This is a genomic window from Streptomyces sp. NPDC091280 (assembly GCF_044768565.1).
In the GTDB taxonomy this organism is placed as follows: domain Bacteria; phylum Actinomycetota; class Actinomycetes; order Streptomycetales; family Streptomycetaceae; genus Streptomyces.
On the sequence record NZ_JBIVUZ010000036.1, the window covers coordinates 1 to 8,682 of the forward strand.

General features: G+C 69.0%; 8 protein-coding genes and 2 pseudogenes. 3 read left to right on the forward strand and 7 right to left on the reverse strand.

What is annotated here, in order from left to right; all coding sequences use genetic code 11:
• Positions 1 to 251, reverse strand: a 251-nt coding sequence (locus ACIQPR_RS48910) for a transposase family protein (RefSeq protein WP_403664290.1), incomplete at its 3' end; no start/stop codon positions are given.
• A 564-nt stretch (positions 252 to 815) separates the two neighbouring features.
• Between ACIQPR_RS48910 and ACIQPR_RS48915 the strand changes: the two genes are divergently transcribed.
• The gene (locus tag ACIQPR_RS48915) at positions 816 to 4,532 is read left to right on the forward strand and encodes a carboxypeptidase regulatory-like domain-containing protein (RefSeq protein WP_403664293.1); all 3,717 of its coding nucleotides are present in this window, start codon (positions 816 to 818) and stop codon (positions 4,530 to 4,532) included.
• A gap of 196 nt (positions 4,533 to 4,728) precedes the next feature.
• Here the strand turns inward: ACIQPR_RS48915 and ACIQPR_RS48920 are convergent, their stop codons facing one another.
• Positions 4,729 to 5,163, reverse strand: a complete 435-nt coding sequence (locus tag ACIQPR_RS48920; protein ID WP_403664296.1) for a nucleoside deaminase — start codon at positions 5,161 to 5,163, stop codon at positions 4,729 to 4,731.
• Positions 5,160 to 5,972 carry an LLM class flavin-dependent oxidoreductase gene (locus ACIQPR_RS48925; protein WP_403664299.1) on the reverse strand — a complete coding sequence of 271 codons (813 nt, stop codon included), beginning with the start codon at positions 5,970 to 5,972 and terminating at the stop codon, positions 5,160 to 5,162. The genes ACIQPR_RS48920 and ACIQPR_RS48925 overlap by 4 nt, the downstream gene beginning before the upstream one ends.
• Positions 5,973 to 6,064: 92 nt before the next feature.
• On the opposite strand from ACIQPR_RS48925, the gene ACIQPR_RS48930 reads away from it, so the two are divergent.
• Positions 6,065 to 6,511, forward strand: coding sequence for an Lrp/AsnC family transcriptional regulator (locus tag ACIQPR_RS48930; protein ID WP_403664302.1), 447 nt, complete (start codon positions 6,065 to 6,067; stop codon positions 6,509 to 6,511).
• A 151-nt stretch (positions 6,512 to 6,662) separates the two neighbouring features.
• On the opposite strand, the gene ACIQPR_RS48935 is transcribed toward ACIQPR_RS48930, so the two are convergent.
• From ACIQPR_RS48935 to ACIQPR_RS48945, 3 genes and pseudogenes are all read right to left on the reverse strand, one after another.
• On the reverse strand, positions 6,663 to 6,830 hold the full coding sequence (locus ACIQPR_RS48935; protein WP_403664305.1) for a hypothetical protein: 168 nt from the start codon (positions 6,828 to 6,830) through the stop codon (positions 6,663 to 6,665).
• Between the two features lie 12 nt (positions 6,831 to 6,842).
• The gene (locus tag ACIQPR_RS48940; protein WP_403664308.1) at positions 6,843 to 7,349 is read right to left on the reverse strand and encodes a hypothetical protein; all 507 of its coding nucleotides are present in this window, start codon (positions 7,347 to 7,349) and stop codon (positions 6,843 to 6,845) included.
• Positions 7,350 to 7,509: 160 nt separating this feature from the next.
• Positions 7,510 to 8,116 (reverse strand): annotated as a pseudogene (locus ACIQPR_RS48945) (zinc-binding dehydrogenase); the annotation flags it as partial.
• On the opposite strand from ACIQPR_RS48945, the pseudogene ACIQPR_RS48950 reads away from it, so the two are divergent.
• Positions 8,099 to 8,438, forward strand: a pseudogene (locus ACIQPR_RS48950) (hypothetical protein); the annotation flags it as partial. The pseudogenes ACIQPR_RS48945 and ACIQPR_RS48950 sit on opposite strands and share 18 nt — an antisense overlap.
• Here the strand turns inward: ACIQPR_RS48950 and ACIQPR_RS48955 are convergent.
• Positions 8,405 to 8,682: class II aldolase/adducin family protein (locus tag ACIQPR_RS48955; RefSeq protein WP_403664311.1), on the reverse strand; the 278-nt coding region annotated here is incomplete at its 5' end. The pseudogene ACIQPR_RS48950 and the gene ACIQPR_RS48955 overlap by 34 nt on opposite strands.

Genomic DNA, 8,682 nt, shown 5'->3' on the forward strand with positions numbered 1-8,682 from the left:
AGACCCGGTGCTCGTTCGGCGAGCAGGTCGACGACCGCACTGGTGTAGGCGTGGGCGGTGGACTCGCTGATCCCGAACCCGGCAGCGACCTTCGCCAGGGTGGTGTGTTCGCGCAGGTACACCAGTGCCACCATCGCGCGCTGGGATGGACGGAACTTGCAGCGCCGGTCACCTTCACGGGTGACGATCAGCATGGCGACCCACTCCACGAGTGCGTGCGACAGGTCGAGTGCGGCAGGATACGGAACCAACGCGGCTCCTGTGCCTGTGGGTTGAGACTTCGAACACCTCCCCCAACGGCACAGGAGCCTCGTGCGTTGCGCACACCACCCGCGTCACCCGATCGATGGCCGAGCTGAAAAGGCTGAGTGAGCGTACGCAGTCCCGCATGCGGCGGCATGGCTCGACGCGGCTACAGGCACACGGCCGGCACCGGGCTCTGCGCGACGCAGTTTGACGGGCAGAGCCGCCTTTGCGAACGGCGCTCCCGAATCGCCTGGCCTCTCGCGCGATCCAGTTCCCTGCCCGACGGAACAGGGGCATCCATTTTCACATTCCTGACACGTACATGACCTAGTCTCAGGTTGGGCCGTTCCGCCTACCCCCCACACACGTATGTGAGTTCACGAATGATCATATTGAGCCACGTCCGAAGACTCCGAAAGCCGAGATCCGCCGAACCTGCCGGTGGCCGCCCAGTTGCCTTGTTGACTCTCCTGGGCACCCTGCTAGCGCTCACCGTCGTCTTGCCGCCTGCCACCACAGCTCAAGCGTCAGCCCAAAACACCGTGACGGTCCAGGATGCCCCGAGCACCGTGCGTACCCGCCACCTGTGCGCGAGACCCACCAAAGCCGACGAGGCGGCCTGCTTCGCGGTCGCCCGTGAGAACGTGGCTTCTGCCCGCGGCCTTCAGCCCCTTCTCACCCCGGCTGGGCTGAGCCCCACCGACCTGCAAGGCGCGTACGGCCTGCCGTCCGACGCGGCCGGAGCCGGGACCACCGTGGCCATCGTCGACGCCTACGACAACCCCAACGCCGAAACCGACCTCGCGGTCTACCGCTCGCAGTTCGGCCTTCCGCCGTGCACCACCGCGAACGGCTGCTTCCGCAAGACCGACCAGCACGGCGGCACCACCTACCCCGAGCCCGACGGAGGTTGGGCCGGCGAGATCGCCCTGGACCTCGACATGGTCAGTGCGGTCTGCCCGCAGTGCTCCATCCTGCTCGTCGAGGCCGACGACCCGGCCATCGACAGCCTCGGCGCGGCGGAGAACACCGCGGTGGCACTCGGCGCCTCGTACGTGTCGAACAGCTGGGGTGCGAGTGAGAGCGCGATCGGCGACGTGCCCGGCAGCGCGGCGTACTACAAGCACCCCGGCGTGGCCATCACCTTCAGTACCGGGGACCTGGGCTACGGCGTCAGTTACCCGGCCTCGCTGCCCTACGTCACGGCCGTCGGTGGCACCTCACTGTTCCGTGACGGCTCGACAGCCCGCGGCTGGCGCGAGTCCGCCTGGACCGGTGCGGGCAGCGGCTGCTCCGTCTACCAGGCCAAGCCGTCCTTCCAGACCGACCGCGGCTGCGCGGGCCGCACTCTCGCGGACGTGTCGGCGGTCGCCGACCCGGCCACCGGGGTCAGTGTCTACAACACCTACCAGGACGGTGGCTGGGGCGTGTTCGGCGGCACCAGTGCCTCTGCCCCGATCATCGCCGCGACCTACGCCCTCGCTGGCGCCCCGGGACCGAAGAATTACCCCAACGCCTACCCGTATGCCCACACCGCCGCCCTGAACGACGTGGCCGGCGGTACCAACGGCACCTGCGCCACCACCTACCTCTGCACTGCGGTGAGGGGCTACGACGGCCCGACCGGCCTCGGCACCCCGAACGGCACCGCCGCCTTCACCACCGGCCCGTACGGCGAGCTGACCGGCAGAGTGACCGACCCCGACACCGGCACCGGACTCGCCGGCGTCCGGATCACCGCAGGCGCCGACGCCACGACGACTGGCACCGACGGCACGTACGACATGACGATCCCGGCCGGTACCTACAACGTGACCGCCGCCATGTTCGGCTATGGCAGCGCCACTTCGGCCGGCGTCGAGATCGGCGACGGGAAGACCGCGGAGCGGGACTTCACCCTCACCCTCCAGCCTCTGGTCACCGTGACCGGGCGGATCCGGGACGGCTCCGGGCACGGCTGGCCCCTCTACGCGGGCATCCAGGTCGAAGGGGAGCCCGCCACCCGGACGTACACCGATCCGGACACCGGCCGCTACACCCTCAAGCTGCCCGCAGCCAGCACCTTCAGTCTCCAGGTCGACCCCGTCTACGCCGGCTACCAGGTGACGTCCGCCGACCTGACGACCGGCACCGGGGCGACCCACAAGGACGTCAGCGTCCCCGTCGACGCCGCCGTCTGCACGGCACCCGGCTACCGGCAGACCTTCAGTAGTCCCACCGAGACCTTCAACTCTTCCGGCATCACTCCCGCTGGCTGGAGCGTCACCGGCAACAGCACCGGCGCCACCTGGCAGTTCAACGACCCGGCCGGGCGGGGCAACCTCACCGGCGGCGCGGGCGGCTTCGCCATCGCCGACTCCGACTTCCACACCGGCCGGCAGGACACCTCGCTCATCTCACCGGTCCTCAACCTGACCGGCCGGACGACGCCTCTGGTCCGCTTCGACACCTTCTACAAGCCGTTCTCAACCCCCGGCGACTCGTCCCAGGCCGACGTCGACCTCAGCACAGACGGCGGCACCACTTGGTCGACGGTCTGGCACCGTGACACCGCCCGCACCGGACCGGGCCCCCAGACCGTCGCCCTCCCGGACGCCGCCGGACATCCCGCCGTCCAAGTACGGTTCCGCTACCGGGGAGACGACGACTACTACTGGCAGGTAGACGACGTCACCTTCGCCGGCTCAACCTGCACCCCCGTCCGGGGTGGTCTGCTGCACGGGACGGTGACCGACCGAAACACAGGAGCGTCGATTAGTGGCGTCGCAGTCCGCGGCACGGGGACGGCCACCGCGACCACGGCAGCCGACGGCTCGTACGTCCTGTTCGCCCCGAAAGGCGACAAAAAGACCAGCAGGAAGAGCTTCAAAGTGACCGCCGACCACTACGCGACGGCGACACACAAGGCAACCGTCGAGGACGGCCGTACGACCCGCTTCGACACGAAACTGCGCGCCGGACAGCTCTCCGTCACCGGAGCCCCGGTCACCGCCACACTGCGACAGGGCCACACCGGCACCGCCCTAATCACACTGAAGAACACCGGCTCGGCCCCGCTGACCGTCCGGCTCGCCGAGCGCTCCGGCGACATCCCGACGGCGACCGCCGCAGACACCCCGCCGCATTACGCACCCGGCGACTTCAGCCCCCTGCCACTGACGGCGGCGAAGCCGCAGAAAGAGAGCAGGACGAGGCCCACGGCCGTGACGGCACCCGCCGCCCCGGCCTGGACCACGCTCACCGACTACCCGACCCCCGTCATGGACAACGCTGTCGCCACCGGCCCGGACGGCCGCGTCTACTCGGTCGGCGGCATCGACGGCATGTCGCTCCTGCCCAACGGCTCCGTCTACGACCCCGCCACCTCCGCCTGGACCGCCCTCCCCGCCGACCCGGCCGGACCCCGCGAAGCCCCGCAAGCCGCCTTCCTGAACGGCAGACTGTATGTCACCGGCGGCTGGGACGAAACCGGCAATCCCACCACCACGACCGAGATCTACGACCCGCAGCAGCACTCCTGGTCCACCGCCGCCGCCAACCCCGCCGGGCTCGCGGCGCGCGCCTCGGCGACGCTGGATGGCAAGTGGTATCTGGTCGGAGGGTGCGCGACGCGCTGCGGCAGCACCGACGTCCAGGTCTACGACCCGGCCGCCGGGACCTGGACCTCCTCGACTCCTTACCCTGAGCCCGTCTCCTGGCTCGGCTGCGGCGCCGTCTCCGGCCTCCTGTACTGCGCAGGCGGCGAGACCCCGGAAGGCGGCACCCGGCACGCATACTCCTACGATCCCGCGACCACCACCTGGACGCCGATCACCGACCTGCCGTACGACCTGTGGGCCGCTACATACACCGCCGCAGACGGCCGGTTCCTCGTCTCCGGTGGCGCGAGCGACATTCTGAGCGGTCGCATCACCGGCGGATACGCCTACGACCCGGCCACCCGCGACTGGTCCGCCCTGCCCGACTCCGCCAACGCCCTCTACCGGGGCGGCGGCGCCTGCGGCTTCTTCCATGTCGGTGGTGCCACCTCCGTCTACGATGCCCAACCGGTCGTCGAGCAACTCCCACGCCTGGACAGCTGCATGCCGACGGCCGACGTCCCCTGGCTCCGCGCCAACCACACCACCCGCAAGCTTGCCCCTGGCGAGCACCTCACCATCACCATCCGCCTCGATGCCCACACCGCGGCCACCAGCCGCACCGGCACGTACACCGCCGCCTACGGGGTCACGACCGACACACCGTACGTGTATCCGGAACTGCCAGTACGGATGACGGTGAACTAACCCCTAGTCGTCCGGCCGAGCTCATCTGACCTCGGCCGGACGGCAGCCCACCAGAGCCTGTGATTGCCACAAGTTCTACGCCCACCAAGTCGGGCGTGGTTAAGCCTGGGCCTACCTCCGTAGGTCACAGCCAGTCGCCTTCGTGGTCAGCCGCGACCGCCACATACATGTACGTCGGCCACGACGCCGGATGCCGTCAGCTCGGAGGGTAGTAGGCGTCGATGGGGACGCGTCCCTCGTCGAACAGGGCCGGGCCGTCGTGTAGCACGGTCGGCCAGTCGCCCGAGGGATTGAGCTCGACGAGCTGCTCGGTGGAGAGCGCGTAGACGACCCGGCCGATACCAGAGCGGACGATGCCGCCACCGCACATGCCGCACGGCTGGCAGCTGGTGTACATGGTGGTGCCGGCCGCTGTGTCGGCGTCCAGCTCGCGGGCCGCCCACCGGGCCAGCTTCAGCTCGGGATGGGCCGTGATGTCATTGTCCCGCTGGACTGTGTTGTGGGCCTCGGCGAGGATCGCCCCGTCCGGCCCGGCCAGCAGTGAACCGTACGGCGCGTCGCCCAGCTCCACCGCGTGCGCCGCGATACTGATGGCGCGCCGCAGCAGCGCCTCGTCAGCAGATGTGATCACTGCCCTGTCCTCCACTGTTCGGTCACTGCCGCGAGCATCCGCCACGCGGCCTCGGGACGGCGGGTCTGAGCCGGGTCCCCGTGATATGGGTCGAGCACCACGGTCTCGGCGCCGAGCGCACGGAGTTCCGCCAGATCACTCACGATCTGCTCCAGATCCCCGACGCCGGCCGGCCGTTCAGCCTCCCGGACCGGAGCGTCGGTCTGCCGCAGTGCGATCCGCGGCGCGAAGCCCGGCAACGCGTTGTCCGCGAGGACCGACCGCATCCGTGCCACCGGAAGTCGCAGCGGATGCCAGGCATCGCCGAACCTGACCGCCCGCCGGACCGCCGCCGCGCTGTGCCCGCCGACCCACACCGCGGGAGCGGCTGCGTCTTCTGCCCGCCATGCCTCCCGCACCACACCCAGGTACTCGTCGGTCAGCCGCCCCCGCGCGCCGAACGGCACGCCGAGCGCGTCGAATTCCTGCCGCGCCCACCCGACCCCCACCCCGAGGACGAACTGCCCGCCGCTGAACTCCTGAAGATTGCTCGCCATCCGCGCCACCAGCAGCGGGTGCCGGTAGGGCAGCACGAGTACGGTCGTGCCCAGCCGCAGCCCGCCATCGCTGAAGCCGGCCAGCCAGGACAGGGTCGTGAACGGGTCGTAGAACCGCTCCGGATACCGCTCCGCCACATCCGGGGTGACGGCCACATGGTCCGACACCATCAACAGGTCGAACCCCAGCCCGGACACGACCCGCGCCCACGCACGCAGCACGCCGGGGTCGGTCCCAGGCCCGAAGTTGGGTACGTTGACGCCAAGTTGCATGCCCAGAGGCTATTCCGGCGATCGCGCCATGGGAACCGAATCTTCCCGGTGATCCCCATTGTCCACCATGAATCTCCCGGTAATATCACCTCATGACCGTGAACCTCGACGACATCGACTGGGCGATCATCGAGGAGCTCCAGCAGGAGGCCCGGATCTCCCTCAGCGAACTGGGGCGTCGCGTCAGCCTCAGCCCGTCAGCCACCACAGAGCGAGTCCGGAATCTGGAGTCGCTGGGCGTCATCACCGGCTATCACGCCACCGTGGACCTGGCCAAGGTGGGCTACCCCGTGCTCGCCGTCGTCCGCCTGAAGTATCCGGGCAACCGTCACCAGCCGCTCCGCCACCTCCTCGCAGAGCGCCGCGAGATCCTGGAGTGCCTGCGCACCACCGGCGACGACTGCTACACGCTGAAGGTGGCCGCGACCTCGATGGAGCACTTGGAGACACTCGTGGACGAGTTGGCCGGCCTCGGCAGTACGACCACCAGCGTCGTCTACAGCCGGACACTCCCCCTACGCGGACCCCAACGGCCCTGATCCGACCACACGGAGTCCCAGGAGTTCTCACCGAAAGAACGACGTAAGGGCTGAACCATAGGTCAGGGGGTGCACCGAGATACGTAGCAACGGGGCAGCGGGATGATCTTGAACGTTTGGATCGTCTGCTGGTCGTGCTCGCGCAGCATCCTCATGACGGTGGCGGGCGGGGGTGCCCCTTCTCCGCGCCGGTGGCGATGACGAGGCGCTTGGCGATTTCGCGCAGGCTCATCCCCTGGTCGCGCAGGTGCAGGGCCATGTCCAGCATGCCGTCGTCGGTGTCCCCGGCGCCGCCGATGGTCTGGCCGTGCTTACGCACGCGCTCGCAGGCTTAGAAGGTTCGGTCGCGGATGTGCTCGCGCTCCATGCCGGACCGGTCGCGCGAGCTCTTTAGCTCTCCGGTGACGGCCTCCGGGCCGGCGTCACTCGCTTTCAGCTCCTCGACAAGCATGGCGAGTTCGACGCTGCGGCAGAGCCGCTTGTGCTCGTTCACGACAAGCGTGACGGCAATACCGGAGGAGCGGATCTCCCCGGCGATCTCCACGGTGGCCTCCGGTTCGGGGCGCTTGGTGGCACGGGTGGAGATCTTCCCCGAGAAGACCCGGGTGACCTCGTTCTCGCCGAGCAAGTCGAGCTGTGGGTCCAGGAACTGCCGGACGGTCGAGGCGCAGGCGCAGCCAAGGCGGACGCCTCCGACCGGTTCGGCACTGGCGGGCACGGGCCCGGGCAGTTCGGTCCATGCCGATCCCGGCTTGCGCACAGCGGGAGTCGGCGCACCGAGGGCCTTGGCGAGTTGGGGCACAGGACGGAAGCGGACGGTTTGGTACGGGACGGCCACCTTGCCCTTGCCTATCCGGCATGGAGACCCTGCGGGTGCGGCGCAGGTAGACGGCCGCCCGGCTGGGTATTTGATGGGCGACGGCTCATGAAACAGTGCCCGCACTGTCGCCACTTCGTGTCAGTGAACGTCCTCGCCAACCGCCTACGACACCGATCCGTCAGACGTCCGCTCTGGCCGCCCGCACGATGATCTTGCTCAGGTGCTCGCCTCGCAGTATCCCGAGGAACCCGTCCACGATGCCGCCGAAGCCATCGACCACGGTCTCATCGAGCACAACACGCCCGCTCTGCAGGTGCGGCACGACGAACTCGCACAACTCCTCCTGAACATCACGGTAGTTGCGAACCAAGAAACCCTCCATGAGCAGGCTCTTCTCGACAATGTCAGGAAGGTTGTGCAGTGCGTAGGGAGGACCGATGCTGTTGTACTGGGCGATCGTGCAGATCCGTACGATCCGTCCGTACTCACGGAGCGAGGAGACCGCCGCTCAGAGGTGCTCGCCACCGACATTGTCCATGTAGAGGCCGATTCCGTCGGGCGCCACCTCGGCGAGCAGCTCGGCCACCGGGCCCGAATGGCAGTCGAAGACCTGGTCGTAGCCCAGGTGTTTGGTCAGGTAGGCGGCCTTCGCCGCCCGGCCCGTGCTGCCGACCAGCGCCCATCAGCCGGGCGAGCCGCCCGATGGCCGTGCCCACACCGCCGCCCGCCGCCGAGACCAACACATCCTGCCCCTTTCGGAGTTCAGCGATGTGGGTGAGACCCACGGCGTGCACCCGCGTCATGACGAGCGGGCAAATTGGGCGAAGAACGAAGTATGGACGACTCTTCTGGTCCTGGTGAGCGGGCATCCGGCTGGACTCTCTCGGCCGCAGCGTGGTCCTGGGCAAGCAGCGTGACTCCGTGGTGTGGGGCCGGGGGGGCGACCAATCCTGGTTCGCAGAGGAGGAGTCGGTGGTGCTCACGGTGCGATGGCCGTCGGTGCCGCGGTACGCCGTGGACGCGGTCCCCGTCGGCCGCAGTCGGCCGACCGGGACCGGTCAGAGGGACGCTCGTCACATCGAAGCCACCGCCTCGGGGTTGCCGTAGTAGGCGTCGGGGCCGTGTTTGCGGGTGTAGTGGCGGGCCAGGAGGTGCGGGGGTGGTGGGGCGGTGGGGGCCAGGGCGAGGGTCTGGATGGCGATGTCGGCGACCGCCTCGCAGATGATGGCGTGTTCGAGGGACTTGCGGGCGGTGGGGCCCCAGGTGAAGGGGCCGTGGTTGGCGACGAGGGCGGCGGGGACCTCGACGGCCCGCCGGTCGTCGCCGGCCAGCAGGTCGACGATGACGCGGC